This window comes from Pseudomonas retamae (assembly GCF_043496865.1).
In the GTDB taxonomy this organism is placed as follows: Bacteria; Pseudomonadota; Gammaproteobacteria; order Pseudomonadales; family Pseudomonadaceae; genus Aquipseudomonas; species Aquipseudomonas retamae.
Window position 1 is genome coordinate 42220 of record NZ_JBIEIL010000015.1, and the last position, 23783, is coordinate 66002.

Annotated in this window: 25 protein-coding genes; 11 read left to right on the plus strand and 14 right to left on the minus strand. The window is 60.2% G+C overall.

What is annotated here, in order from left to right:
* Nucleotides 1-188 precede the first annotated feature (188 nt).
* On the plus strand, nucleotides 189-1130 hold the full coding sequence (locus ACGSLL_RS24505; protein WP_394508273.1) for a class I SAM-dependent methyltransferase: 942 nt from the start codon (nucleotides 189-191) through the stop codon (nucleotides 1128-1130).
* 203 nt (nucleotides 1131-1333) lie between these two features.
* On the opposite strand, the gene ACGSLL_RS24510 is transcribed toward ACGSLL_RS24505, so the two are convergent.
* Complete coding sequence (locus ACGSLL_RS24510; RefSeq protein ID WP_394508274.1) at nucleotides 1334-1966, minus strand: TetR/AcrR family transcriptional regulator; 633 nt, start codon at nucleotides 1964-1966, stop codon at nucleotides 1334-1336.
* A gap of 167 nt (nucleotides 1967-2133) precedes the next feature.
* On the opposite strand from ACGSLL_RS24510, the gene ACGSLL_RS24515 reads away from it, so the two are divergent.
* Nucleotides 2134-2574, plus strand: a complete 441-nt coding sequence (locus ACGSLL_RS24515) for a hotdog fold domain-containing protein (protein ID WP_394508275.1) — start codon at nucleotides 2134-2136, stop codon at nucleotides 2572-2574.
* 151 nt (nucleotides 2575-2725) lie between these two features.
* Here the strand turns inward: ACGSLL_RS24515 and ACGSLL_RS24520 are convergent, their stop codons facing one another.
* The 3 genes from ACGSLL_RS24520 to ACGSLL_RS24530 form a co-directional block, all read right to left on the minus strand.
* On the minus strand, nucleotides 2726-3412 hold the full coding sequence (locus ACGSLL_RS24520; protein WP_394508276.1) for a GNAT family N-acetyltransferase: 687 nt from the start codon (nucleotides 3410-3412) through the stop codon (nucleotides 2726-2728).
* Between the two features lie 75 nt (nucleotides 3413-3487).
* Nucleotides 3488-4045, minus strand: a complete 558-nt coding sequence (locus ACGSLL_RS24525) for a YceI family protein (protein WP_394508277.1) — start codon at nucleotides 4043-4045, stop codon at nucleotides 3488-3490.
* Nucleotides 4046-4127: 82 nt separating this feature from the next.
* Nucleotides 4128-5483, minus strand: coding sequence for an MATE family efflux transporter (locus tag ACGSLL_RS24530; RefSeq protein ID WP_394508278.1), 1356 nt, complete (start codon nucleotides 5481-5483; stop codon nucleotides 4128-4130).
* A gap of 201 nt (nucleotides 5484-5684) precedes the next feature.
* Here ACGSLL_RS24530 and ACGSLL_RS24535 point away from each other — a divergent pair, with 201 nt between their 5' ends.
* Complete coding sequence (locus ACGSLL_RS24535; RefSeq protein WP_394508279.1) at nucleotides 5685-6245, plus strand: chorismate mutase; 561 nt, start codon at nucleotides 5685-5687, stop codon at nucleotides 6243-6245.
* A gap of 135 nt (nucleotides 6246-6380) precedes the next feature.
* Nucleotides 6381-8024 carry a sensor domain-containing diguanylate cyclase gene (locus tag ACGSLL_RS24540; protein WP_394508280.1) on the plus strand — a complete coding sequence of 548 codons (1644 nt, stop codon included), beginning with the start codon at nucleotides 6381-6383 and terminating at the stop codon, nucleotides 8022-8024.
* A 54-nt stretch (nucleotides 8025-8078) separates the two neighbouring features.
* On the opposite strand, the gene ACGSLL_RS24545 is transcribed toward ACGSLL_RS24540, so the two are convergent.
* Both ACGSLL_RS24545 and ACGSLL_RS24550 read right to left on the minus strand, forming a co-directional pair.
* Entirely contained in the window at nucleotides 8079-8465 is a 387-nt protein-coding gene (locus ACGSLL_RS24545; RefSeq protein ID WP_394508281.1) for a c-type cytochrome, read from the minus strand.
* A 51-nt stretch (nucleotides 8466-8516) separates the two neighbouring features.
* A complete protein-coding gene (locus ACGSLL_RS24550; RefSeq protein ID WP_394508283.1) occupies nucleotides 8517-9848 on the minus strand; it encodes an aminotransferase-like domain-containing protein in 1332 nt (443 codons plus the stop codon).
* 91 nt (nucleotides 9849-9939) lie between these two features.
* Here ACGSLL_RS24550 and ACGSLL_RS24555 point away from each other — a divergent pair, with 91 nt between their 5' ends.
* A complete protein-coding gene (locus tag ACGSLL_RS24555) occupies nucleotides 9940-10833 on the plus strand; it encodes a DMT family transporter (RefSeq protein WP_394508284.1) in 894 nt (297 codons plus the stop codon).
* Here the strand turns inward: ACGSLL_RS24555 and ACGSLL_RS24560 are convergent, their stop codons facing one another.
* Nucleotides 10834-11652 (minus strand): AraC family transcriptional regulator, encoded by an 819-nt coding sequence (locus ACGSLL_RS24560; protein WP_208940659.1) that lies wholly within the window; start codon nucleotides 11650-11652, stop codon nucleotides 10834-10836.
* Between the two features lie 271 nt (nucleotides 11653-11923).
* Between ACGSLL_RS24560 and ACGSLL_RS24565 the strand changes: the two genes are divergently transcribed.
* Nucleotides 11924-12442, plus strand: a complete 519-nt coding sequence (locus tag ACGSLL_RS24565; RefSeq protein ID WP_394508285.1) for a carboxymuconolactone decarboxylase family protein — start codon at nucleotides 11924-11926, stop codon at nucleotides 12440-12442.
* A gap of 189 nt (nucleotides 12443-12631) precedes the next feature.
* Nucleotides 12632-14863: a GAF domain-containing hybrid sensor histidine kinase/response regulator gene (locus ACGSLL_RS24570; RefSeq protein ID WP_394508286.1), complete on the plus strand. Its 2232-nt coding sequence runs from the start codon at nucleotides 12632-12634 to the stop codon at nucleotides 14861-14863.
* Here ACGSLL_RS24570 and ACGSLL_RS24575 read toward each other — a convergent pair.
* Nucleotides 14831-16276 carry a SulP family inorganic anion transporter gene (locus tag ACGSLL_RS24575; RefSeq protein ID WP_394508287.1) on the minus strand — a complete coding sequence of 482 codons (1446 nt, stop codon included), beginning with the start codon at nucleotides 16274-16276 and terminating at the stop codon, nucleotides 14831-14833. The two genes, ACGSLL_RS24570 and ACGSLL_RS24575, sit on opposite strands and share 33 nt — an antisense overlap.
* A 155-nt stretch (nucleotides 16277-16431) precedes the next feature.
* On the opposite strand from ACGSLL_RS24575, the gene ACGSLL_RS24580 reads away from it, so the two are divergent.
* The gene (locus tag ACGSLL_RS24580; RefSeq protein WP_394508288.1) at nucleotides 16432-16734 is read left to right on the plus strand and encodes a DUF7693 family protein; all 303 of its coding nucleotides are present in this window, start codon (nucleotides 16432-16434) and stop codon (nucleotides 16732-16734) included.
* Nucleotides 16735-16949: 215 nt separating this feature from the next.
* Here the strand turns inward: ACGSLL_RS24580 and ACGSLL_RS24585 are convergent, their stop codons facing one another.
* A complete protein-coding gene (locus tag ACGSLL_RS24585; protein ID WP_394508289.1) occupies nucleotides 16950-17486 on the minus strand; it encodes a cysteine hydrolase family protein in 537 nt (178 codons plus the stop codon).
* Nucleotides 17487-17551: 65 nt separating this feature from the next.
* On the minus strand, nucleotides 17552-19279 hold the full coding sequence (ggt, locus tag ACGSLL_RS24590) for a gamma-glutamyltransferase (RefSeq protein ID WP_394508290.1): 1728 nt from the start codon (nucleotides 19277-19279) through the stop codon (nucleotides 17552-17554).
* Between the two features lie 150 nt (nucleotides 19280-19429).
* Between ggt and ACGSLL_RS24595 the strand changes: the two genes are divergently transcribed.
* Nucleotides 19430-19945, plus strand: coding sequence for a methylated-DNA--[protein]-cysteine S-methyltransferase (locus ACGSLL_RS24595; protein ID WP_394508291.1), 516 nt, complete (start codon nucleotides 19430-19432; stop codon nucleotides 19943-19945).
* A gap of 1 nt (nucleotide 19946) precedes the next feature.
* Here ACGSLL_RS24595 and ACGSLL_RS24600 read toward each other — a convergent pair whose 3' ends face one another.
* From ACGSLL_RS24600 to ACGSLL_RS24610, 3 genes are all read right to left on the minus strand, one after another.
* Nucleotides 19947-20537, minus strand: coding sequence for an NUDIX domain-containing protein (locus tag ACGSLL_RS24600; RefSeq protein ID WP_394508292.1), 591 nt, complete (start codon nucleotides 20535-20537; stop codon nucleotides 19947-19949).
* 362 nt (nucleotides 20538-20899) lie between these two features.
* Nucleotides 20900-21535: a lytic polysaccharide monooxygenase auxiliary activity family 9 protein gene (locus ACGSLL_RS24605; RefSeq protein ID WP_394508293.1), complete on the minus strand. Its 636-nt coding sequence runs from the start codon at nucleotides 21533-21535 to the stop codon at nucleotides 20900-20902.
* 221 nt (nucleotides 21536-21756) lie between these two features.
* Nucleotides 21757-22194: a hemerythrin domain-containing protein gene (locus ACGSLL_RS24610; RefSeq protein ID WP_394508294.1), complete on the minus strand. Its 438-nt coding sequence runs from the start codon at nucleotides 22192-22194 to the stop codon at nucleotides 21757-21759.
* Between the two features lie 146 nt (nucleotides 22195-22340).
* Between ACGSLL_RS24610 and ACGSLL_RS24615 the strand changes: the two genes are divergently transcribed.
* Nucleotides 22341-22766, plus strand: a complete 426-nt coding sequence (locus tag ACGSLL_RS24615; protein ID WP_394508295.1) for a GNAT family N-acetyltransferase — start codon at nucleotides 22341-22343, stop codon at nucleotides 22764-22766.
* A gap of 106 nt (nucleotides 22767-22872) precedes the next feature.
* On the opposite strand, the gene ACGSLL_RS24620 is transcribed toward ACGSLL_RS24615, so the two are convergent.
* Nucleotides 22873-23223 carry a hypothetical protein gene (locus tag ACGSLL_RS24620; protein WP_394508296.1) on the minus strand — a complete coding sequence of 117 codons (351 nt, stop codon included), beginning with the start codon at nucleotides 23221-23223 and terminating at the stop codon, nucleotides 22873-22875.
* 134 nt (nucleotides 23224-23357) lie between these two features.
* On the opposite strand from ACGSLL_RS24620, the gene ACGSLL_RS24625 reads away from it, so the two are divergent.
* Complete coding sequence (locus tag ACGSLL_RS24625; protein ID WP_394508297.1) at nucleotides 23358-23687, plus strand: DUF6388 family protein; 330 nt, start codon at nucleotides 23358-23360, stop codon at nucleotides 23685-23687.
* Nucleotides 23688-23783: the final 96 nt, after the last annotated feature.

Genomic DNA, 23783 nt, shown 5'->3' on the forward strand with positions numbered 1-23783 from the left:
CCCCGAATTACATTTTTCGATTAGCGGTTTGGATCCGCTGCTTATCTGGTATGAGCCACGCGCTCTGCAGAAATTCACTTTTGATACAGGACTTTTCGACAACCCGGTTTCCAGCGGTATGGGTCGGGATTCGCAACGCAGCAATTGTGGTTAAAATGCCGGCCCATTCTGCTTGCCGATCCTGACCGATGACCCCTGACGCTCTCACCACCCTCCGCGCCCATTTGCTGCCGGCGCTCGCCGCCGCACCCAGCGAAACCCGTCGCCTGTTTCACGGTCGCGGACGCTGCTGGCCGGGGCTGGAGCAGTTGACAGTGGACTGGCTGCAGGGCGTGGCGCTGGTGTCGCTGTTCAAGGAACCGCCGCCTGAGCAACTGGAAGACCTGAAGCGCTTGCTGCTGGACATCACTGCCAGCGAAGAATGGCGGCAGTGCGGTGCGCATACTCTGTTGATCCAGCATCGCTACTTGCCACAAAGCACCGCCGAATGGCTGCTCGGCGACGAGATCGAGGAAATGATCATCGTCGAGGGCAGCTTGCAGTACCGCGTCGACCTCGGGCGCAAGCAGAACGCCGGGCTGTTTCTCGACATGCGTTACGGGCGCGACTGGGTGCGTGAACAGGCCAGCGGCAAACGCATTCTCAACCTCTTTGCCTACACCTGCGGTTTCTCGGTCGCGGCCATCGCTGGTGGCGCCAGCCATGTGGTCAACCTCGACATGTCCCGTGCGGCGCTGAGCCGCGGTCGCGACAATCATCGCCTGAACGGCCATGACCTGGGCAAAGTCAGTTTCCTCGGCCACGATCTGTTCAAGTCCTGGGGCAAGGTCATCAACAGCGGCCCGTACGATCTGGTGATCATCGATCCACCGTCGTTCCAGAAAGGCAGTTTTCTGCTGACCAAGGATTACCAGCGCGTGCTGCGGCGCCTGCCGGAATTGCTCACGGCGCAGGGCAGCGTACTGGCGTGCATGAACGACCCGGCGTTCGGCTCGGACTTCCTGATCGATGGCGTGACACGGGAAGCGCCGGGATTGCGCTTTGAACAACGGCTGGAAAATCCGCCGGAGTTTCCGGACATCGACCCAGAGAGCGGCTTGAAGGCGCTGGTTTTCCAGCGCAACGCCTGACTTGAAGGAAATTTTCTGAACGACACCCATCTCCTGTGGGAGCGAGCCTGCTCGCGAAAGCGGCCTGTCAGTCACAGCGATGTTGACTGAGCTAGCGCATTCGCGAGCAGGCTCCCACAGGGTTAGCGTTTTTGCTTGAGAAACTTGGCGGGGGGCAGCGCAAACAATTCGGGATGCCATTACTGCCATCCCCCTGCGCAAGATCAGTCTGGCAACGCCGTGTCAGCGCAAATCGAACGCCATGCGGCTTGCGCCAGTACTTCACGATATTCCATCGGGCTGCCCTTGACCCGCCCCGCCAGCCAAGCACGGCAGTAGCTCTCGGCCTGACCAATGATCAGCGAGGGCAACAATTCGAACGGCAAATCGCGCAGTTCGCCCATGCGCCCGGATTCACCGAGCCATTCGCGCAGGCGTCGATTACGCATTTTGTTGCGCTCGGCCAACTCATCCTTGAACGGCCCTTTGGTCACGGCAAACCGTGCGTGGTACTGAAAGCGCGCCCACTGCGGCTGGCGCTCGACCCAGTCGAGGTAGCTGAACACCAGCGCCTGCACGCCTTGTTCGGTGGTTTGCCCGGCATCCAGATACTCATCGCGCAGCCGCGTCTGATCCTCCAGCGCGGTGAAAAACAGCGCTGCGACCAAGCCTTCCTTGTTACCGAAATGGTGATAGATCGCGCCGACGCTGGTATCGCATTCGGCGCGAATCATCTCGATGGTGGTGGCCTCGATCCCCTGCTCGTTGAACAGGTTCAGCGCCTTGCGAAAGATATCGCGCTTGAGTTCGGCGCGGCGGCCGGGGTAACTGCGTTCAAGTAGATCTGCGGTGTCCATGCTGCTCACAGCCTGAAAAATGAAAAAGTGGAAGACACGCTCGTGCCCAATAAAAAAAGCCTGCACAGGTTGACAGATTTCCCGCGGACAGAATACCGTTCCGTTACAGAACATTGTTCTGTAACGGAACATCATTCTGCAAAAACACTTATCGCGAGGCGTTTCCCATGAGTCAATCTCTCAGCATGTTCAACAGCGTCGGCTCCGACGCCTTCAGCAAAATGGCCTGCCAGTTCGCCCCCTACTTCAGCACGATCAATCCCCTGATCACCGAGCTGCGCCCGAACGCAGCCACGGTGCAAGTGCCGTTTCGCAAGGAAATCACCAACCACCTCGGCACGGTCCATGCGATTGCGATGTGCAACGCCGCAGAACTCGCCGGCGGCATGATGACCGACGTCTCGATCCCGGACGGCGCACGCTGGATTCCCAAAGGCATGACCGTGGAATACCTGGCCAAGGCCAAAACCGACGTGACGGCAGTGGCCAGCGCTGAAGGCGTGGATTGGCAAAGCGCGGGCGACAAGGTGGTCACCGTCGATATTCACGATACCGAGGGCAAACAGGTCTTCACGGCGCGGATAACCATGAATGTGAAGCTTGGCTGAATAGCCGGGTCTTGCGTGAGCCTGCCCTCTCCCGGAGGGAGAGGGCGCTGCGGTTGGCTGCCGACCTGATCGTTCCCACGCTCCGCGTGGGAATGCAGCCGCGGACGCTCCGCGTCCACGACGCAAAGCGTGACGACGGAACCCGGTTAACTCAATGCAGCGTCAGCCGCTGGCGGACGAATTCTTCGGTATGCCGGGTCGTCTGATCCAAATGCCGGTCACGCTGTTTCTCGGCGTCGAGCATCGCCCGCTTGCCGTTTTTCTGCAGCAGATAGGTATGAATCTGCTGAACCTCGAGCGAGCGATAGATCGGGGTGGTGTCGATGAATCCGCGCAGGCCGTTGCTGCGGTAGTGCCGGGTGCTCATCAATACCTGGGTTTCGCGCGAGCCGATCACCTCAAACCCCAGCGCCTCGAAATACGGAACCTTGCCGACACTGCACGTCAGTTCGGCATGCGGATAACGCCCGACCATCTCGCCGAGCATCGCCCGTGCCACACCCTGGCGCCGATGCCCTTCGCGCACCGCCATGTAGGCGACGCTGCACGCTTCCCAGTCGCCCTGCACCGGCAGGTACAGAACAAAGCCGATGACCTGCTCCGGGTCGTCCTCGGCGGTCGCAACCAGCAATTCCACTTCGGTGCCCTTCTCGCCGTTCAACGCTTCCAGATACAGATGCACCTCATACCCCACCGCGTACTGATAGACGTTGTACAGCAGGTTGCTCGGCCCCAGGCCGACGGCGCTGATGTCGGTCAGGTAGTCGACGACCATTTGTAGAATCTGGCTGTTGACGCTTTCAGGGCATGGGGTTTTGTAGTGGGTGATGCGTGGCATGACAGGCAAACTCCGGCGGAAAACCGCGACATCATACCTCGTGGATCTACAGAATCTGCCAATGTCAGCTCAGCGTCACTGCTGCGGCGCCACGACTTTGAACTTGATGATGATCTCTGTGGACACCACCGAATCTGCCCACTCCCCTGCGCCGAGGCCGAACTCGTCGCGCTTGAGGATCATCTCGCCGTCGAAAACACCGATGCCACTGCCCGGTTTCAATTCCACCGGCACCTGCACATCACGCGTCATGCCTTTAAGGGTGAGCTGGCCGTCGACCAGATAGCGATACTCGGCCACTTCGGTGAAGCGCGTCGACTGAAACACCGCTACGGGAAATCGTGCCGTATCGAACCACGCCGGTTTCACCAGTTCGGTGTTGGCGTCGTCACTGCCGGCATCGATGCTGCCGAGGTCGATATGCAGAGTGGTCCGGGCATTGTCGAGGTGGACGCTGTCGAAATCCAGCACCGCCTCGAACTTGCTGAACGTGCCATACATCGGTGCGCCCATTTGTTTGTAGCTGAAGCTGATCTGGCTGGCGGTGGTGTTGACCCGTTTGTACTCGACGGCCTGCGCAGCAGCCGTGGCGCATAAAAAAAACGCAGCAGCCAGGAGCAATCGGATCGACATGACATTCTCCAGGCTGGGCTTGCCGTTCAGGGACCTGAATGACTTAAGCAAACAACTGAGCGTTACGCCAACCCTCGCCGGGCTAAACCAACCGCTCGATCTTCTGATGCCGCCAGACCAGTTTGTAATACAGCGTTTGCAGCACCAGCATACCCAGATACGCGACTGGAAATGCCATCCACACACCCTGCAAACCAAACTGCCCGTCGAGCCAGTACGCCGCCGGCAGTTGCACGCCGACGACGCAGATGATCGCGATGGCCACCGGCACCAGCACCGTACCGCTGGCACGCATGATGCCGCCGATGATGGCCTGGAAGCCAAACACCAACAGGCTCCACAACATGATGTGCAACAGATGCTCAGCCATCGCCCGGGTCGAGTCATCGGTGAGGAACAGCCCGAGCAACCAGTGCGATAGCAGGTAACCGAGAACGATCAAACCACCGGTCAGGCACACGTTGATCAAAAGGCCCGTACGCAGGATCGGGCCCATGCGTTCCAGCCGCCCGGCACCGATGGCCTGTGCACCAAGAATCGATGCGGTGATCGCAATCGACAGCGCCGGAAACTGCACGTAGTTGACGATCTGCGTCACCGCGCCGTAAGCCGCGGTTGCTTGCGAACCGTGCTGATTGACCAGTGCCAGAATCACCAGCTCCGACAGCGACAGCACAATCATTTGCACGCCGGTCGGCAGGCCAATGCGCAGCACCTTGCCGAGAATCGCCCCGTCGAGTCGCAGCGCGGCAAAAAATTCCCGGTCCGGCGCCAGTGGATGCCCCTTGCGAATCAAGCGCCACGCCAGCCACGCCATCGCCGAAAGGTTACCGGCCAAACCGGCATAGGCCGCGCTTTGAATGCCCAGTTGCGGCAAGCCGAACCAGCCGCGGATCAGTGCCGGCGTCAGCGCCAGCCCGACGCAGGTCGAGACCATCAGTGCCAGCAGCGGTGACAGCGTATCGCTGACCCCACGCAGCAGTTGCGTGAACAGCACGAACACCAGCAGCGACGGCAGAATCCACAGCATCACATGGGCGTACGCTACGGCATCATCGAGTACATCCGCTGGTGTCCCCAGCCCGGTCAGCGCCTGCCGCGCGAATACGCTGCCGAGCACCGCTGCGAGCAAACCGATCAATACGCCCAGCAACAGCGTTGCGCCGGCAATCGCCTTGACCATGTGCGGTTCGCGCGCGCCCCAGGCCTGCCCGATCAACACACCCGCTCCTGCACCGAGGCCGATCACCAGTGCAATGAAAAAGAACACCACCGGAAACATCCCCGATACCGCCGCCAGCGCCTGGGTGCCGAGCATCTGGCCGATGTAGATGCTGTTGACCGTGCCCGACATCGATTGCAGAAAGTTCGACAGCACCATTGGCGCAAGGAACAGCAGATAGGTTTGCCAGAGCGGGCGGTGGTCGGCGACTTGCATTGAGGGGTGGTCCATCTCTACGGCAGGAGGGTTGATGGAGGATAGCTTCGATGACATGCGGGCGGTGTGCAATTAACATTTCCGTTCGCTGTTTATCAGCGATCCAAACATTGTCTAAACAATCGCTGAAGGCAGTAGGTAGCGTGTCACGGGCTGTGGTAAATAAAACGCACGCCAATTTCTCTGCTTGAGGTTCTGTACATGCCGCACCTTGCCAATCTGCTGACCGGGACCTTTCTCGCCCTCCTCGTCACCGGCGCTCAAGCCGCTATGCCCGCCGAAACCCTGAAGCCGTTGGTGCAGACGCTGAACGAACGCCTGAACATCGGCGACCTCGTGGCGCTGACCAAATGGGACAGCGGCAAGCCAATCCAGGACAGCCCGCGTGAAGCGCAGGTCATCGCCAATGCGCGAATGCTGGCCGCAGAACGGCAACTGAACCCGGAGGACGTTGCGCAATTGCTCGCCGCGCAAATGGAGGCGAACAAGCTGGTGCAGTACGGTCTGCTGGCGCAATGGCAAGCCGCCGGTGCAGCGCCGGACACGCCGCGTCCCGATCTGGGCAAACAGATCCGCCCGCGCCTGGATGAATTGCAAACGCGGCTGCTGCAACAGTACGCCGACTTCGCACCGTATCGTCGTGACGCCGATTGCCCGAAGTGGCTGGCCAATGCACGCAACGGCCTGACTCAGGATGCGCTGCATGATCTGGCGCTGACCCGTGCAACCGGTGAGCTGTGCATTCGGCCAATAGCGCCGTAATCAACAGCATACGCAGCTCTTTCAAAAGCCCAGGCAAGCCAACCTGAGACTGCCGGGGCTATCCACACGCGACTGGCCCCCGCCGCCCATTGCGCATACCATTCGCCGACAAAATCAGAACAGACCCTGCCTGCCATGCTCAAAGCCAGTCTGCGTAGCCACCTCACCCTCTGGTTCGCCGGTTTGTCTTTGCTGACACTGTTGAGCGTGGGTTTCTATGTCGGCCATATCGCCACCGAGCAGATGAAGCAGGCCAGCGGCAACGCGCTGCTCAATACCGCGCGCGCGGCGGCGTCCTTGTTGGGTGAGCAACTGCGCGAACGCCAGCTGGAGGTTTATCTGCTCAGCCGTGCGCCGCATCTGGAACGTGGCGATCTCGACAATCCGGCAATTCTCAAATCGATGCAATTGCGTACCGAGGCCCGCGCCGAATATGCGTGGATGGGCGTCACCGATGCCGAAGGCAAAGTGCATCAAGCGGTGGGCGGTTTGCTGGTCGGTCAGTCGGTGCAGCAGCGGCCATGGTTCCGGGCCGGGCTGGATGGTGAGTACACCGGCGACCCGCATGAGGCGGTGCTGCTGGCGAAAATGTTGCCCGGCCTGCCCAATGGCGAGCCGCTGCGTTTCATCGATTTTGCCGCGCCGATCCATAACGCCGAAGGCCAGGTAATCGGCGTGCTGGGCGCGCATGCACACTGGAGCTGGGTGACCCGCATGGTCGAGTCGGCGGCGTTCGCGCATAAACATTCGGCGCCGGACATCGAAGCGTTGATCATCGATCACGATGGCAATGTTCTCTATCCGCAAGCACTGGCAGGCCAGCAAGTGTCTACGCCCGACGACGAGCTGCAAGGCTGGACGGCGAGCAATGGTTTTCTGACCAGCACGGTCAGCGTGCCGACGCCCTCCAGCACGGCACTGACCTGGTCGATTGCCGTGCGCCAGCCATTGGAAACCGCACTGCAACCGGCACGCCTGCTGTTTTACAAACTGCTGATCCTCGGCGTGTTCGCGGCGCTTATTTTCGGCTTGGTCGCTTACTATCTGGCGCTGTATCTGAGCCGGCCGATCGAGCAGCTCGCGCACTCGGCCCGGCAGGTGCAGAACAAACAGACCGGTGTGCAATTTGCCCTGCAACACCCGGTGCAGGAGATTGCCCAGCTCGGCCAGTCGATCGAGGCCATGACCCAGTCGCTGCTCGCCAAGGAACGTGAGCTGCAACAAGCCAATGCGTCGCTGGAGGCCACCGTCGCGCAGCGCACCGCGGCGCTGACCCAGGCCAATGCCGAACTGCTGAGTCTGGCGACCCACGACGCCTTGACCGGGGTTTATAACCGCCGTCGCTTCGACGAAAAACTCACCGAGTACACGCTGCTGTTTCGCCGCACCGGCCGCCCGTTCTCGCTGCTGCTGATTGATGCCGACCACTTCAAACGCATCAACGACACCCACGGTCACGCAGTGGGCGATGCCGTGCTGCAACAATTGGCGCAACTGATTCAGGCCAGCGTGCGCACAACCGACTTCGTCGCGCGTTACGGCGGCGAAGAGTTCGCTGTGCTACTGCCGGAAATCGCCACCCCCGACACACCGGAAGTGGTCGCCGAAAAGATCCGCGCGGCCATCGCCAGCGCGGATTTCCCAGGCATCGAACAAGTCACGGTGAGCATCGGTATCGGTCTGGCTGACCCGGCCGACAACAGCCATGCCGCGCTGCTCAAACGTGCTGACCAGCAGCTCTATCAAGCCAAGGCAAACGGTCGCAATCGGGTGGCGTGATCAGGCGATGTTCAGATATCGCTTCGGCGTCGCAGTTGGAAATCGCCGCAGGATTTACTGAGAAAACGTCTGCAGATACGCCAGCAGATTATCCAGTTTTTCCTCGTCGCTCAGTCCCCAGAAAATCATCCGCGTGCCGGGCACCACGCCTTTCGGGTCTTTCAGGTAGGCAATCAGCGTTTGGCGGTCCCAGGTCAGCCCGGAGTTTTTCATCGCGTCGGAATACACATAGTTCGCTGAAGTCCCCGCCGCCCGGCCAATGATGCCATTGAGTTGCGGGCCAAATCCGGGGCGGGCCGATTCGCCGACCTGATGGCAGCCACCGCACAGGCGCGGGAAGATTTTTGCGCCGGCTTCGGGATCGCCTGCGGCCTGCGTGAGAGGACTGAGCAGGCCGGTGCCGAGCAGCAGCGCGAGGGTCAATGCAGCAGAGTTTTTCATCACGGATTCCGGTTCGATTGCAACGGGCGGCGCAAGGTTAGCATCTTGTCTTCATAGATAAGCACCGAGGATCTGGCGGATTTTCTTCAGCGCCTGGCCAAGCACATCGATGTCGACCGAGCCCAATGCCAGACGAATCGCGTGCGGCACATGGCTTGCCACGGCAAACGGCTCGGCGCTGGTGACCGAAATCTGCTCACGCATCAATTCGACGACGACTTGGTCCGCACGCACATCCTCCGGCAGCGGTAACCAGAGGAAATACGAGGCCGAATGGCCAATACAATGCAGGCCTTTGAGCACCTCGGCGGCCAACGCTTGTCGCGCCATGGCGTCGTTGCGTTTCTGCTCTTCAAGCAGCGTCACGGTGCCGTCGTCGAGCCAGCCGCAGGCGATGGCAGTCATGACGCCGGGGGTGTTCCAGGTCGTGGCGCGGATTACCCGTTCCAGCGCTGGCACCCGCTCGAGCGGTGCGGCGATGAAGCCCACGCGCAGGCCCGTGGCGATATTTTTCGACAGGCCCGAGACGTACACCGTGCGCTCCGGCGCCAGATCGATCAGCGCGCGCGGTGGGTTTTCCACCAGAAACGCGTAGGCCGCATCCTCGATCAACGTCAGATCGTGCCGCCGGGCGATCGCTACCAATTGCTCACGTTGCGCCAACGGTGTCACCCAGCCCAGCGGATTGTGCAGTGTCGGCATGCAATACACGGCGCGCACTGCGCGATGGCGGCAGAGTTTTTCCAGGGCGTCGAGATCCGGACCCTGAGCGCCGGACGGGATCGCGACAATTTCCAGATGCAGTGCTTCGGCCAGGACCTTGAAGCCGGAATAGGTCAACGCGTCGGCGGCGATCACATCACCGGGCTTGAGCAGCGCCATCAACGTCACCGCCAGCCCCTGCTGGGCGCCGTTGACGATCAGCACCTGCTCGGCAGTGACCTCGACGCCACGGCTCAGCAAATGCCGGGCGACCGATGCGCGCACGTGGCTGCGACCGGCGTGGGGTTGATAGCGCAGCAGCGCTTCAAGGTCGCCCGACAAGGCCAATTGGCGCAGCGCGGTGCGCAATAGCTCGGCCTGCCCAGGCAATGACGGGTAGTTGAAATTGAGGTCGATCATGCCGACCGCCACGTCTTTCTGATCGATGCCTTGCCCCGGCGCCAGCAACGTTTCACGGACAAAGGTGCCGCGCCCGGTTTCGCCGCTGACCAGGCCCATGGCCTCAAGCTCGGCGTAAACGCGCGAGGCGGTGACCAGCGCCAGCCCTTCCTGCGTCGCCAATTGCCGATGGGTGGGCAAGCGTGTGCCCGGTGCCAGACGCCCCGAACGAATGTCCGCAGCATAAGCGTCGACCAGGGTTTTATAGCGGGAGCGTGGCATGTCGAGGTGTATCCATGACAATTTTTTGATTGTGCTGATTCGTGGCCCTAGCATCGGCGCAACGCCACTCACTTGTCGAGCGTGACTTCGTATGGAACAGACTTCGCACCTGCCCGCCCCGGCACTGGGAAAAACCAGTGGCTGGATCAATGGTTTCATCGGCGTACTGATCTTCAGCGGCTCGCTGCCCGCCACGCGCCTGGCGGTGCTGGAGTTCGATCCGGTGTTTCTGACGGTGCTGCGCGCCGCCATCGCCGGGGTGCTGGCCGTGACTCTGCTGGGGTTGTTCCGCCAACCACGGCCGGCGCGCAATCAATGGCTGTCGCTACTGATTGTCGCGCTCGGCGTGGTGCTGGGTTTTCCACTGCTGACCGCGTTGGCGCTGCAATACGTCACATCCGCGCATTCGATTGTGTTTGTAGGATTGCTGCCACTGGCCACGGCGATTTTCGGCGTGTTGCGCGGCGGTGAGCGGCCACGTCCGGTGTTCTGGCTGTTTTCGATTCTCGGCAGTGCGCTGGTGGTCGGTTTTGCCCTGTCGCAAGGTTTGACCGCCTCGCCCATCGGCGACCTGTTGATGCTCGCAGCGATTCTCGCCTGCGGCCTCGGTTACGCCGAAGGCGCGAAGCTGTCACGCAGCCTGGGTGGCTGGCAGGTGATTTGCTGGGCGCTGGTGCTGTCGTTGCCGCTGATGGCGATAACGAGTGTGTGGCTGGCGCCCGCCTCGTTCGCGACCATCAGTGCATCGGCTTGGCTGAGTCTGGGCTACGTGTCGCTGTTCAGCATGCTGATCGGTTTTGTGTTCTGGTATCGCGGCCTGGCTCAGGGCGGTATCGCAGCGGTCGGCCAGTTGCAATTGCTGCAGCCGTTTTTCGGCCTGGCGCTGGCGGCGACCTTGCTGCACGAACAGGTCAGCCTCGGCATGCTGGCGGTGACGTTAGGGGTGATTCTCTGTGTCGCCGGAGCGAAAAAATTTGCGCGATGATTATTCCAAAGCGGCCTTCCATTCGCGCGGACTGAGCCCGGTCTTGCGACGAAACGCCCGGGCCAATGCCGACGGACTTTCGTAACCGACTTCCTCGGCGATCAGCGCGATGGGCCGGCCCTCACGCAGGCGTTTCTGCGCCAGACTGACGCGCCAGCTCAGCAGATAATCGGCCGGCGTCTGTCCGACCACCCGACGAAACTGCTCGGCGAAACCGGCACGGGACAGGTTGGCGACTGACGCCAGCTCGGCCACGCTCCAGGGTTTTTGCGGTTGTTCATGCATCAAGTTCAAGGCCCGGGACAAGCGCGGATCGGCGAGCCCGGCGATCATCCCCGGTTGTTGCTCGCGGCTGCTGATCAAGTGCCGTAACAGCAGAATCACCAGCAATTCGAACAGCCGATCCATCACCGCCACACGGCCGCAATGGCCTTCGAAGGCTTCCTTGAACAACCATTCGAGGGTGCTGCCCAATTCGGGAATGTCGGTCAGCTTCAGCACCAGATAATCCGGCAGCGCCGCCGCCAGGGCATTACCCGAGCCGCCGTCGAAGGTCAGCGATGCGCAGACCAGCCGGGTGTCCATGGCTTCGTCGGCAAACATGCGATGAGTAAAGGGCCGGGGAAAAAAGATCAGCGACGGTTCAGTCAGCCGCATCTCACGCTCACGGCCCGGCTGCAACAGCAGCTCGCCCGCCTGCAATAGATGAACATGGCCGACCGGTTCGTCCTCATGCACGCTGACGCCACAAAACGCGCCGCTGTGAAAGGTCCCGGCATTCACGCCGAAATGGCTGAGCAAGGTTGACAGGCGATCCATGGACGACTCCGGCTTTGTTGGCTGTGGGGTGTTGCAACGCTGGCTCCGCGTCGACACTTTCGCGAGCAGGCTCGCTCCCACTTTGAAATGCATGCTTCCTGTGGGAGCGAGCCTGCTCGCGAAGGCGGCCGCCCAGTCGATGAATCGTCTAAGCGCTGATCTGGACGATCTGCAGCATATCCTCGACGATTTGCCGCCAAAGCACCAGTCTCTCTCAATAACATGGCCTCCATCCCCGGCGCACTTCGCACCGGTACTTCGGAGAATCTCCATGAGCCGCATCAACGCTATCAGCCTCGACACCGCCACCGACGCCACCCGCCCAGTGCTCGAAGGCGTGAAAAAGAAAATCGGCTTTCTGCCGAATCTGTTCTCCACCTTGGCCAAGGCGCCGGTCGCCCTCGACACCTATGTGCAGGCTTCGGCGATCCTCGGCAAGACTTCCCTGAGCGCCCAGCAAAAAGAAGCGGTGTACCTCGCCACTTCGCAGGTCAACGGTTGCGACTACTGCCTGGCGGCGCACACCTTGTTCGCTGGCAAGGCCGGGATGTCGGCCGAGGACATCGTCGCCGCCCGCCACGGAGAACTCAACGCCTACGCCGCCCTCGCCCGCCAACTGGTAGAAACCCGCGGCCACCTGAACGATGAGCAGATCGCCGCCGCCCGCGCCGCCGGTATCGACGACGTGAAAATCATTGAAGTCATCGCGCTGGTGGCGGTGCAGACCCTGACCAACTACCTGAACAACACTGCGCTGACGGACATCGATTTTCCTGCCATCGACGCGTGATAAAAAGTCAGCAACAACGCCGTGGCGAGGGAGCGATACCCTCGCCACAAATCGTTTCGTCCGCCGCATCGTGGCATGATGCGCGCAGGTCCGGATCCACCACTGGCCAACACCACGCCAGTGCTCTGAAACCAAACACCGGCACGAGGGTCTTCTTCACATGCTGACGTCAGGATAGACAAGATCCCCATGAAAGACTGGTTGCAGGACAATGGCGCAATGGCCGAACAGATTCGACGTCACGATTGGGCGAACAACCCGCTCGGTCCGTTGGAACACTGGCCCGATGTGCTCAAGACCACTGTCTCGCTCTGTCTCGCCTCGCACTTTCCCCAAGCGATCATTTGGGGCCCGGAACTGATCACCCTCTACAACGACGCGTTTGTGCCGATTCTCGGCGACAAGCCCGACGCACTGGGCCGCCCCTTCAGCGATATCTGGAAAGAAGCCTGGAGCGAAATCAGCCCCATCGCCGATGCGGCCTACGCCGGACGCGCCACCTATATCGAAAACTTCGCGCTGACGATCGAGCGCGGCCGCGGCCCGGAGCAGGCCTATTTCACCTTCTGTTACAGCCCGATTCGCGATTCTCTTGGCAACGTCGTCGGGATGATCGACACCGTCACTGAAACCACTCAGACCGTCTACCTCAACCAGCGCCTGGTGGTCCTCGATGCGATCGGCAAGTCGGTGACCAACGCCACTGACGCCCAGGACATTCTGGCGACGAGTACCCGGCTGATGGTCGAGCAGTTGCAACTGTCCAATTGCGCCTACGCTGACATGGATGCCGACGAAGACGGCTTCACCATTCGCGGCGACTACGCGGCGCCGGGCTCGCCGAGCATTGTCGGCCATTATCAGTTGCGCGATTTCGGCAAAAAAGCCGTGACCCTGCTGCGTGCCGGCAAGCCGCTGGTCATCCATGACAACCGCAGCGAACTGCCGCCGGAAGAATCGGCGACGTTCCAGGCCATCGGCATCACCGCGACCATCTGCATGCCGCTGATCAAGCAAGGTCGCTTGACCGCATTGATGGCCATCCATGACAAGGCGCCACGGGTCTGGTCGGACTTCGAGCAAGCGCTGCTGAACGAAGTGACCGAACGCTGCTGGGCGCACATCGAGCGAGTGCGCGCCGATGCCAGCGTGCGCGAAGGCCTCAACGCGCTGGCCGAACTCAACGCCACGCTCGAACAGCGGGTCGAGGAGCGCAGCCTGCGCCTGGCCCATGCCGAATCGGCGTTGCGCCAGTCGCAAAAGCTTGAAGCCATCGGCCAGCTCACCGGCGGCGTGGCGCATGACTTCAATAACCTGCTGACAATCATTCGGTCGTCGGTGGACTTTCTGCGTCAGCCCAATCTTTCCGAAGAGCGCCGGCAGCGTTATATGCGCGCGGTGTCGGATACGGTCGAGCGTGCCTCCAAGCTGACCAGCCAGCTGCTCGCCTTTGCCCGTCGGCAGCCGCTCAATCCGCAGGTGGTCGATGCCGGCGAGCGTCTGGAAAACATTGGCGAGATGCTCGAATCGGTCACCGGTGCGCAAATCCATGTGTGCGTCGAACGGCCCGATCATCCCTGTTATATCCGCGTCGACCTGAGTCAGTTCGAGACCGCGCTGATCAACATTGCACTCAACGCCCGTGATGCCATGAACGGTCAGGGGCTGCTGAAGTTGCGCCTGGAGTGCAACAAGCCACTGCCAGCGATTCGCGGCCACGCCAGCTCCGGCGGGCAATTCGTATCGATTGCTCTGGCGGACAGTGGCCCCGGCATTGATGCGAAGACGCTCGAGCATATCTTCGAACCGTTTTTCACCACCAAAGATGTCGGCAAAGGCACCGGGCTGGGCTTGTCGCAAGTGTTCGGCTTTGCCAAGCAATCGGGCGGTAACGTCGACGTATCCAGCGTGCTCGGTGAAGGTTCGGAGTTCACCCTGTACCTGCCTCAAGTACCTGCCAGTGAAGTGGAATGCAACAATGCGGCGGACGATGACGACGCAGAGCCGCTGCACGAAAAACGTCGGGTGTTGGTGGTCGAGGACAATCTCGAAGTTGGCCGCTTTGCCAATCAGATTCTGCAGGACCTGGGCTACGAGACGGTCTGGGCGACCAACGCCGAAGAAGCCCTGCAACTGGCCGGTGCCGACGCCATGGGCTTCGATGCGGTGTTTTCCGACGTGGTGATGCCGGGCATCACCGGCGTCGCACTCGCCAAGGAGCTACGCCGACGCCGCCCGGATCTGCCGGTGATTCTGACGTCCGGCTACAGCGAAGAACTGGCGCGCAGCGGTTACGAAGGGTTCGAGTTCATCGCCAAGCCCTACTCCGCCGATCAGGTCTCGCGCATTCTCGGCAAGACCTGGCTCAAGGACACGAACTGTGAAGGTTCAGTCGTGATCGACGCCGGCACGCTTGAGTAGCTTCTTGCAGCGCTCCGACAAATGGAACACCTGCAAATGCTTGCCGGCCTTGGCGTAGCGCTCACGCAACGTTTTCAACGCGGCGATTGCTGAATAATCGACGAAGCTCAGATGCCGGCAATCCAGCGTCACCCGGTCCGGGTCATTGGCCGGGTCGAACTGATTGAGAAACGGCGTGGTCGAGGCGAAGAACAACGTGCCGTGCAAGCGATAAAGCTTGCTGCCGTCGGCTTCCATATGCTCGTCGGCGTACAGTTCGCGCGCCTGCTGCCAGGCGAAGTTGAGCGCAGCAATAACGATGCCGCAGAGTACGGCGGTGGCCAGATCGGTGAACACGGTGATGGTGGTCACGGCGATGATCACCAGCACATCGTTGAGCGGCACTTTGTTGATCACTCGCAACGACGCCCAGGCGAAAGTCTGCTGCGACACCACGAACATCACGCCAACCAGCGCCGCCAGCGGAATCCGCTCGATCAGCGGTGACAGGAACAGGATGAACAACAAGATCAGCACGCCGGCGACCACCCCGGACAACCGCCCGCGCCCGCCGGAACTGAGGTTGATCACGGTCTGGCCGATCATCGCGCAACCGCCCATGCCACCGAACGCGCCCGAGACCATGTTCGCCGCGCCAAGCGCCACGCACTCACGATCCGGGTAGCCGCGGGTTTCGGTGATTTCGTCAGTGAGGTTGAGGGTCAGCAGGGTTTCCAGCAGGCCGACCAGCGCCATCAGGATTGCGTAAGGCGCAATGACGCGCAGGGTTTCAAGATTCCACGGGATGTCCGGCAGCGCGAAGCTCGGCAAGCCGCCAGCAATGTGTGCCATGTCCCCGAGGGTGCGGGTCGGCAGGCCGAACACATAGACCAGCAGACCGACGCCGAGAATCGCCACCAGCGCCGGCGGCACCGCACGGGTCAGGCGCGGCAGGACATAGACGATGGCCATGGTCAGCAACACCAGACCGGTCATTAGGTACAACGGCGTGCCGCTGAGCCAGTCCTCACCATTCTTGAAATGCTCCAGTTGCGCCAGGGCAATGATGATCGCCAGCCCGTTGACGAACCCCAGCATCACCGGGTGCGGCACCATGCGCACCAGTTTGCCCAGGCGCAACAGACCGAACGCCATCATGATCAGCCCGCCGAGCAGCACCGTCGCCAGCAGATACTGCACACCGTGCTGAACCACCAGGGCGACGATCACCACGGCCATCGAGCCTGCAGCGCCGGAGACCATGCCCGGCCGCCCGCCGAACAGTGCCGTCAGCGTACAAATGATGAACGCGCCATACAGGCCCATCAGCGGGTTGAGGTGCGCCACCAGCGCAAACGCAATGCATTCGGGCAACAGGGCAAACGAGGTGGTGAGTCCGGCCAGGACATCGGCGCGCAGACGAATCGGTTTCATGGCTTACCTGACTGAGCGGCCGACGCGGCGACCGCAGGTGTTCGGAAAAAGAGGGGGGCGAATGTTACGGAATTGTTCCGTGTCGGGCCAGTGATCGCTGACAGGTGTCGACCCGGCACTTATGCTGGGGCTTCCTTTTTTCGATCGAGTTCAACATGTCGTCATCTTTGACCGCCCGCGAAGTTTGTCAGCGTCTTCGCGAAGCGGCGCTGGGCGTATTGGCACTCAAGGTCTGCGAAGGACCTGACGCGACGGGGCTGATCAACGTCGATATCGACGGCTGGCGCCTGCTGCTGGATTTTGCTGATCAACGATTGCATCACTGTGAATACGCCTGCAGTCCCGAAGGCCATGAGGGCGCGCTCGAGTCGTGGCAACGTTACGGCACGGACCCGGTGAGTCTGCTCAGTACCTGGGAACTGGCGCAGGTTGAGCGGTTGTTGGTGGCAGATCGTTAACCTGCGGCGACGGTGTGTCAGTTGTTGGTGATTTGGCTGGGCTGGCGCCTTCGCGAGCAGGCTCGCTCCCACAGGTTGTGTGGTGGGCTCGAGTTTTGCGACAACGCAGGACCCTTGTGGGAGCCAGCCTGCTGGCGATGGCGGTGGGTCGGGCGCTGATGATCTGGCTGGGCTGGCGCCTTCGCGAGTAAGCCCTCTCCCACAGGTGTGGTGTGTTATTTGAATTGGATGGTCGCCGCTGGCTTGACGTCGGTCCGCGCCACGGAGCTGGTGAGGGCGGCGAAGTCCTTGTTGTGCTCGGCAATGATGTCTTCGGCGGTCATCATGCCGTTGTCGACGGTCGAATGCGCATCTTGCGCGACCACCACGTCATAGCCCAATTCATGGGCGCGGCGCACGGTGGCATTGACGCAGTAATCGGTCTGCAGGCCGCAGATCACCAGGCGCTCGAAATCTTCGCTGGGCAACAGCTTGCCCAGGTCGGTCTGGTAAAAGGAATCGCCGGTGGTCTTGTTCACACGCAGATCTGTGGGGGAAATCAGCAAGCCTTCGGCGAGTTGCCAACCCTCTGCATCGCGAACGAACGGACCGTCCTTTTCTTCATGTTGAATCAGCACCACCGGAACCCCGGCCTCTCGAGCGCGGCGGCTCAGATCATTGATCGTAGAGATCACGCGGTCGATTTCAAAACACTGATATTCACCAGCACACAAAGCCTGCTGGACGTCGATGATCAGTAATGCGGTGGTCATGGCGAGCCTTCCTTGATCAGTCCTTGAAAATGGGGCGGACCTGAGCCCGCCCCTTTTTACTCCGCTCAGTAGCCCAATGACAACCCGGTATTGCGCCGTGGATCGTTGGCACCGTAAAAGCGGTTCTTGCCGACCGGCTTGCCACCGAGCGATGGCGCGCCGACCAGAATCGCGGCGATATGGTTAGGGTCCTGCGGGCCGGCGAATTTGTGACCCCAGCTCTCCAGCAACTTTTTCGTGTCGGGACTGGCGGCGAAGCCTTCGAGGTTGGTTTCTTCGGGCATCCACTGCTGGTGGAAGCGCGGCGCGTCGACGGCTTCCTGCAAGCCCATGCCGTAATCGATGACGTTGAGCATCGTCAGCAAGGTCGCGGTAATGATCCGGCTGCCACCGGGCGTACCGACTACCATCACCACTTTGCCGTCCTTGGTGACAATGGTCGGGCTCATCGACGACAACGGCGCCTTGCCCGGCGCGATGGCATTCGCTTCGCCCTGCACCAGGCCGTACATGTTCGGCACACCGACCTTGGAAGTGAAGTCGTCCATTTCGTCGTTGAGGATCACTCCGGTCTTGCTCGCCATCACGCCCGCGCCGAACCAGTCGTTGAGGGTGTAGGTGACCGATACCGCATTGCCCCACTTGTCGACAATCGAGTAATGCGTGGTGTTGCTGCCCTCATGTGGCGCGACGCCGGGTTTCAGTTCGGTCGATACGCCGGCCTTCTGCGGCTGGATCGCGTCGCGCAGTTTGGTCGCGTAGTTCTTGTCCAGCAGATGTTCGATCGGGTTTTTGACGAAGTCCGGATCGCCGAGGTAGCTGTTGCGATCCACATAAGCGTGGCGCATCGCCTCGATCTGGTAATGCATGCCCTGGGCGGAATGGAAGCCCAGCTCTTTCATTGGATAGCCTTCGAGGATATTCATGATCTGACAGATCACCACGCCACCGGAGCTTGGCGGCGGTGCCGAAACCACGTGATAACCGCGGTAATCGCATTCCACCGGAGCCAATTCGCGAGTCTTGTATTTGTCGAGGTCGGCCTGAGTGATGATGCCTTTGTTGGCCTGACTGGAGGTCACGATCGCATCCGCGACCCAACCTTTGTAGAAGCCGTCGGCGCCTTTTTCGGAAATGCTGCGCAGGGTTTTGCCAAGATCCTTCTGCACCAGTTTTTGCCCGACCTGCATCGGTTCGCCGTTGTGCAGGAAAATCGAACCGGAATCACGCATGTCCTTTTTGAACACGTCGGTCGCGTACTCCAGCAACTCGACATCGCCCTGCTCCAATGCAAAACCGTCCTCGGCCAGTTTGATTGCCGGCGCGATCATTTCCTTGCGTGATTTGGTCCCGTACTTGCTCAATGCCAGCTCCATGCCGGACACGGTCCCCGGCACGCCAACCGCCAGATGACCGCGGGTACTCAGCTCTGGGATAACATTGCCGTCCTTGTCCAGGTACATGTTCGCCGTTGCCGCCAGCGGCGCTTTTTCGCGAAAATCGAGAAAGGTCTTGCGTCCGTCCGCCAATTGAATGGTCATGAAACCACCGCCGCCGAGGTTGCCTGCCGCGGGATACACCACCGCCAGCGCATAGCCCACCGCGACCGCCGCATCGACGGCATTGCCGCCGCTTTTCAACACATCGACGCCGACATGCGTGGCCAGATGTTGTGCGGTGACCACCATGCCGTTTTCGGCGGCAACCGGCGCCACCGACGCTGCGTGAGCCATCAGACAGCTGAGTGCCAGGGACGTCGCAATCAGCGACCTGGTCAAAGGTTCGTACTTCATGAGTCGATCTCTTTTTTGTTTTAGGGGACGGCGCAAAATCAGGTGCAGCGTTTCAAGCGCAATCAGCAGTATGGTCGGCTTTACATATTGCGCCTCCCTGCGCCGCCGGTATGCTGGACGCTGTTCACACTTTTCAGCGGGGTTGCATTGATGCCGTACACATTCATCACCCTGCCCTCGCCGGTCGGCGAGCTGAAGCTGGTCGCGAACGGATCGCGACTGGCGGCCATCCTCTGGGAAAACGACAAACCCAACCGGGTACGCCTCGGGCCAATGAGCGAAGCGCCGGACAATCCGCTCCTGCAAAACGCTGCGCGGCAACTGGAAGAATATTTTTCCGGCACCCGCATTCACTTTGAGCTGGAACTCGACTTCACTGGCACGCCTTTTCAGCAGCAAGTCTGGGCTGCGCTACTGACCATTCCTTTCGGCGAAACCCGCACCTACAGCCAGATCGCCGAGCAGATCGGCAACCCCACTGCCGTACGGGCCGTGGGCGCCGCGAACGGGCGCAATCCGATCTCCATCGTTGCGCCGTGTCACCGGGTGATCGGCGCGTCGGGAAAACTCACCGGCTTCGCCGGCGGGCTTGAAGCAAAAGAGCGACTGCTGACCCTTGAGGGTGGCCAGTGGTCGCCCATTGGCAAAACCGGCGAGCTGTTCTGATTCACCCGCCAAACAGATTATTCATCGCCGCGTACTGCAACAGCATGATGGTTTTGGCATCGCAGATCTCACCGCGCTGAAACGCCGCCAGCGCCTCGTCGAATGCCCACTCCAACACCTCCAGCTCTTCGGTTTCCTCCTCCAGCCCGCCACCATCACCGACCTTCGAGGCCGCGTCGTATTCGGCGATGAAAAAGTGCAGCTTTTCCGTCACCGAACCCGGGCTCATGTAAGCCTCGAACACCTTCTTCACATCATGCACGCGATAACCGGTTTCTTCTTCGGCTTCATCGCGAATACGTTGCTCCGGCGCGGCACCTTCAAGCAACCCGGCCGCCACTTCGATCAGCAAACCGTCATGCCCGTTGACGAACACCGGCAAGCGGAACTGCCGGGTCAGTACCACCGTGCGTTTGTCGCGGTTGAACAGCAGAATCGCCGCGCCGTTACCGCGATCGTAGACCTCACGGGTCTGACGCTGCCATTCGCCATTGTTGCGGTGATAGTCAAAGGTGATCTTCTTCAATAAATACCAGTCGTGGGACAACACCTGAGTGTCGACGATATTGACCCGCTCGGCTGTGTTGGACATGACGCCTGATCCTTTAGTCATTGATGGCCTCCGGGCCTGCAAATGCCCGGTTATTTGAACGAAAAAAGCCAACCATATATCGCCCCACGAAGCATGTCGAAGCTTCCTACAGGCGCTGCCTGCTTCCTCACCCTCCTCGCTGATGTGCAACTCAAGCGAAAACTCCTCGAGTACCTGAGCGACCTCGAGCTGGAGGCGTTGCTTGCTCTGTTTTCCAATGACGCATAGCCCTTTGAACAAAAGCCCGGCAGCGCTACCGGGCTCGTTCATTTACCGTTAATTAACCATGAAGTCTCCACTGATAAGTCGTTATGGAGCACTGCTTGATCCTTTCAAGCAATTATTCTCGAGGCCATCACCCTTCATTTAAAATCCACATCAAACGCCTGATAAAACGCATTACCAGTATTGGCAACGATCCACATCAGCACGATGACGTGACGACCCTTTTTGCTTGCTGGCAGTATCACCTCGTGGTCGACCTTGGCTTTCAATTCCCCCGCATGGCTGTAATACGGGACCTGCGGATAGAAGTCCTCGAAAAACGGTTGCGCCTCGAGTTGCGCCCGGGTGATACGTTGCTGCGGATCCCAGCCATCCCGGGTAATCAACCAGCGATAACCACGGGTGGTGTGCGGCGCGGTGTATTCCCATTTAACCTGCAGGGTTTGACCGGCGGTGACATTGAGCAGCGGCCATGCAAACGGACGACCGAGCTTAATGCTCATCTCGGCATCGGTGAAGTTCACACAGTCGCGTGCATCGTCCTTCCCGCCGCTGAGGATGTAACCGTCGGCAGGTGGCGCAACGCTGGCCGAGTCGGTTTCATACGGTGGCGGAAACGGCCCTGCCACCAGCGCCGGAAAGTTCTTGCCACCCTCCATCTCGTTGACCTGCCAGCCACCCAGCAAGCCGAGATCGATGGCCACCGCACCGCGACTGGCTGGAGACGTCACGCGACCGTGTTTCAATTGGTTTTCTGGTATTGCCTGATTCATGATTTTCACTCCATTGATTGATGACTCTCCTTCCCGAGGAGAGGACTTCAAGCTAACGGAGGTGAATTTTTTGTCCATTGGCGAATTTGTCGCGGTCAGCGAATTGCTGCCAACCAAACGCCGCAAATACTGGATAGGTATACAGTCATAGACGACAACACCCACGCGCGATAACGGCAAAAGATTACACGCCAACACTACAAGGGCTGCCATCCCGGTATTCAGGTGAGCTGCGCCTGAAACTCCTTCTCATACGCCCCAGCCAACTGCTCTTTCTGCTTCTCATCTAGAAGCTTTCCAGCCATCTGAAAGAACTTATGCTCTTCTTCCTCGAGATGATGATGAACCTTGTCCGACAGCTTCTTCGCCGTCGCCAGCCAGGCCGGGCTGGACATCTCGGTCTCGTCGAGTTCTTCCATCATTTCGTCCATTTCATGGTGCTCGGAGATGGCATGACGGCTTAGGTCTACGCCTTCGTCCATCGCCATCAACGGAATATAGAAATGGCGCTCTTCCGCGGTTTCGTGGGCTTGCAGTTCCGCTTTGAGCTGTTTGTAGGCCTCGACCCGCTCAGGACTGTCGCCGCTGGTTTCAATCAGGGCTTTGGCGTAGCTGCGCTGGCGCTCGTGGCTTTCACGCAGGGCTTCGAAAATATTCATGGGGGTCCTTGTTGGCGGCGTTCGGAAATGACGCTGTAAACGCTAGACCCCGGCGCAAGCGAAGCGGTTCCAAAGCGTAGGCAAGCGCTTGGAAAATGACCGATGGTCAGGATAGTCTGCAAGTTCCTACAACAAGGAAGTCCTGCATGAATTTGCGTATCGAGCTGTCAGAAAATTCCACGGAAGACGAACGAAACGCCATTCTGGCGCCGCTACATGCCTACAACGTGGCGAAGGCCGGCATTGCGGTTTCACAGCCCCTGACCCTGCTGGTACGAGACGATGACGGTCAGATTTTAGGTGGACTGTATGGACGGCTCGCGTGCCAATGGCTGTTCGTCGATCTGCTCTCCGTACCTGAAGCAGGCCGAGGCCAAGGCATTGGCTCGAAGCTGATGCGCATGGCCGAAGATCTCGCGCGGGAGAAAGGTTGCATCGGCGCCTGGCTCGACACGTTCGACTTTCAGGCGCCTGAGTTCTACAAGAAGCTCGGGTATAGCCAATTTGGTGAGATCGTCGACTATCCACCGGGACACAAACGGCATTTCTTCCAGAAGCGGCTGATCGATTGAACGTGCCGCCCCCATTCGCGAGCAGGCTCGCTCCCACCTTTGATTTGTGATCGACACAGAACAAAGTTGGCGTGAGCCATGGCAGCCCAGGGCTCAACGCTATTGCTTACAGACAGGTCGCCAGCGCCGCCAACCGGCGCTTGGCAACAAAATCGTCTTGTTGCGCGTAATAATTCAGCGTCGTGCCGGACGCATTGGTAATCACATCGACGAACGACTCGGCCGAACGCGTGTACACCGTCGTGCCACCTGCGTTGCGCGGTTCCATGTAGGCCGCTGCATCCACGCCGAACACCGCCTCATCCTGCCAGCCAAACTGCACGCACTGCGCGACGATTTTTTCGGCCTTGTCCGAGGACAGCACCTTATAAGGGGTTTTGGTCCGCGCATCGTTCATCACCGAACCCGCACAGCCGGCGAGCATCGTGGCCGCCAGCGCTACCATCAGAATTCGCATCACATTCGCTCATTGGCAAAAAAGCGGACTGTATCACCGCAATCGCCGAAGTCGTTCTGCTTTACTGTATTTATAACGCGACAGGTGCAAGCCGCTGCGGCACCCTAAGGTCATCAGCCTCACAAGGAAAACACATGGCGCCTACCGATCAGCGACATGAGCATGCTCTGAAATTGTTTCTCGACGCACGTCCCGAACTGCGCGACACCCTCGACCACCTCAACCCGTTACTGGCGCAGGCCAAGGGTGAAACCCAGGCGCAGTATCGCGAAGAGCGACTGCACGAAGCGTTTGAAGCCGAGGCGGAACGTCAGGGGTTGTTTGCCTGGGAGCTGACGTTGCAACTGACCGCTGATTCGCCTGAGGACTATCAGGCGCAACGCCTGGAAGTGCACCGCGAAGTCGCGGAAATGGCCGGGATGGACTGGCTGGAGTATTGTGATTTGTATGGCATCAAGCCGTAATCAATCGTAAGAGTGAGCCTGCTCGCGATAGCGGTGTGTCAGGCGAATATCTTGTGAACGACACACCGCTATCGCGAGCAGGCTCACTCCTACAGG

What these genes read in the sequence shown, in the direction of transcription:
- ACGSLL_RS24505 (WP_394508273.1), top strand. Translation starts at nt 189, where the DNA reads ATGACCCCTGACGCTCTCACCACCCTCCGCGCCCATTTGCTGCCGGCG.
- ACGSLL_RS24510 (WP_394508274.1), bottom strand. Translation starts at nt 1,966, where the DNA reads ATGGACACCGCAGATCTACTTGAACGCAGTTACCCCGGCCGCCGCGCC.
- ACGSLL_RS24515 (WP_394508275.1), top strand. Translation starts at nt 2,134, where the DNA reads ATGAGTCAATCTCTCAGCATGTTCAACAGCGTCGGCTCCGACGCCTTC.
- ACGSLL_RS24520 (WP_394508276.1), bottom strand. Translation starts at nt 3,412, where the DNA reads ATGCCACGCATCACCCACTACAAAACCCCATGCCCTGAAAGCGTCAAC.
- ACGSLL_RS24525 (WP_394508277.1), bottom strand. Translation starts at nt 4,045, where the DNA reads ATGTCGATCCGATTGCTCCTGGCTGCTGCGTTTTTTTTATGCGCCACG.
- ACGSLL_RS24530 (WP_394508278.1), bottom strand. Translation starts at nt 5,483, where the DNA reads ATGCAAGTCGCCGACCACCGCCCGCTCTGGCAAACCTATCTGCTGTTC.
- ACGSLL_RS24535 (WP_394508279.1), top strand. Translation starts at nt 5,685, where the DNA reads ATGCCGCACCTTGCCAATCTGCTGACCGGGACCTTTCTCGCCCTCCTC.
- ACGSLL_RS24540 (WP_394508280.1), top strand. Translation starts at nt 6,381, where the DNA reads ATGCTCAAAGCCAGTCTGCGTAGCCACCTCACCCTCTGGTTCGCCGGT.
- ACGSLL_RS24545 (WP_394508281.1), bottom strand. Translation starts at nt 8,465, where the DNA reads ATGAAAAACTCTGCTGCATTGACCCTCGCGCTGCTGCTCGGCACCGGC.
- ACGSLL_RS24550 (WP_394508283.1), bottom strand. Translation starts at nt 9,848, where the DNA reads ATGCCACGCTCCCGCTATAAAACCCTGGTCGACGCTTATGCTGCGGAC.
- ACGSLL_RS24555 (WP_394508284.1), top strand. Translation starts at nt 9,940, where the DNA reads ATGGAACAGACTTCGCACCTGCCCGCCCCGGCACTGGGAAAAACCAGT.
- ACGSLL_RS24560 (WP_208940659.1), bottom strand. Translation starts at nt 11,652, where the DNA reads ATGGATCGCCTGTCAACCTTGCTCAGCCATTTCGGCGTGAATGCCGGG.
- ACGSLL_RS24565 (WP_394508285.1), top strand. Translation starts at nt 11,924, where the DNA reads ATGAGCCGCATCAACGCTATCAGCCTCGACACCGCCACCGACGCCACC.
- ACGSLL_RS24570 (WP_394508286.1), top strand. Translation starts at nt 12,632, where the DNA reads ATGAAAGACTGGTTGCAGGACAATGGCGCAATGGCCGAACAGATTCGA.
- ACGSLL_RS24575 (WP_394508287.1), bottom strand. Translation starts at nt 16,276, where the DNA reads ATGAAACCGATTCGTCTGCGCGCCGATGTCCTGGCCGGACTCACCACC.
- ACGSLL_RS24580 (WP_394508288.1), top strand. Translation starts at nt 16,432, where the DNA reads ATGTCGTCATCTTTGACCGCCCGCGAAGTTTGTCAGCGTCTTCGCGAA.
- ACGSLL_RS24585 (WP_394508289.1), bottom strand. Translation starts at nt 17,486, where the DNA reads ATGACCACCGCATTACTGATCATCGACGTCCAGCAGGCTTTGTGTGCT.
- ggt (WP_394508290.1), bottom strand. Translation starts at nt 19,279, where the DNA reads ATGAAGTACGAACCTTTGACCAGGTCGCTGATTGCGACGTCCCTGGCA.
- ACGSLL_RS24595 (WP_394508291.1), top strand. Translation starts at nt 19,430, where the DNA reads ATGCCGTACACATTCATCACCCTGCCCTCGCCGGTCGGCGAGCTGAAG.
- ACGSLL_RS24600 (WP_394508292.1), bottom strand. Translation starts at nt 20,537, where the DNA reads ATGTCCAACACAGCCGAGCGGGTCAATATCGTCGACACTCAGGTGTTG.
- ACGSLL_RS24605 (WP_394508293.1), bottom strand. Translation starts at nt 21,535, where the DNA reads ATGAATCAGGCAATACCAGAAAACCAATTGAAACACGGTCGCGTGACG.
- ACGSLL_RS24610 (WP_394508294.1), bottom strand. Translation starts at nt 22,194, where the DNA reads ATGAATATTTTCGAAGCCCTGCGTGAAAGCCACGAGCGCCAGCGCAGC.
- ACGSLL_RS24615 (WP_394508295.1), top strand. Translation starts at nt 22,341, where the DNA reads ATGAATTTGCGTATCGAGCTGTCAGAAAATTCCACGGAAGACGAACGA.
- ACGSLL_RS24620 (WP_394508296.1), bottom strand. Translation starts at nt 23,223, where the DNA reads ATGCGAATTCTGATGGTAGCGCTGGCGGCCACGATGCTCGCCGGCTGT.
- ACGSLL_RS24625 (WP_394508297.1), top strand. Translation starts at nt 23,358, where the DNA reads ATGGCGCCTACCGATCAGCGACATGAGCATGCTCTGAAATTGTTTCTC.